Origin of the sequence: Streptomyces beijiangensis (assembly GCF_017315755.1) — a bacterium.
Lineage (GTDB): Bacteria > Actinomycetota > Actinomycetes > Streptomycetales > Streptomycetaceae > Streptomyces > Streptomyces beijiangensis.
The window spans coordinates 1-301 of sequence record NZ_JAFLRJ010001595.1 but is presented as its reverse complement, the minus strand read 5'-3'; the positions used below and the strand labels follow the sequence as shown (position 1 = coordinate 301).

Annotated in this window: 1 protein-coding gene; it reads left to right on the top strand. The window is 66.8% G+C overall.

Going from position 1 to position 301, the window contains the following annotated elements; all coding sequences use genetic code 11:
* Positions 1-269 (top strand): hypothetical protein (locus J0695_RS42835; protein ID WP_206970182.1); only part of this gene is annotated, 269 nt, incomplete at its 5' end.
* Between the last annotated feature and the right edge of the window lie 32 nt (positions 270-301).

The window sequence follows — 301 nt, the reverse complement described above, 5'->3', positions numbered from 1 at the left end:
TGACGCTGGCGACGAACGGGCTGGTGCTCAAGGACACCATCATCACGGCCCGGGTAGGAACGGCTCCCGCGCGTGAGGCAGAGGTCCCGGTATCCACCTACTTCCCCATCGAACTGGGAAGCCAGGTGGGGATGACCTCCACCGCCTACGAGCTGAATCTCCGCCGGGCCCCGGTGCCGGCCACCGGCACCGCCGAGGTCGCAGTGGGTGAGGTGCCTCTGTGGAAGTTCCTCTACCGCACCTACGCGCTCCCGTTCCTTTCCTTCTGACCACAGGAGACACCGCCGTGCTCGACACCCGG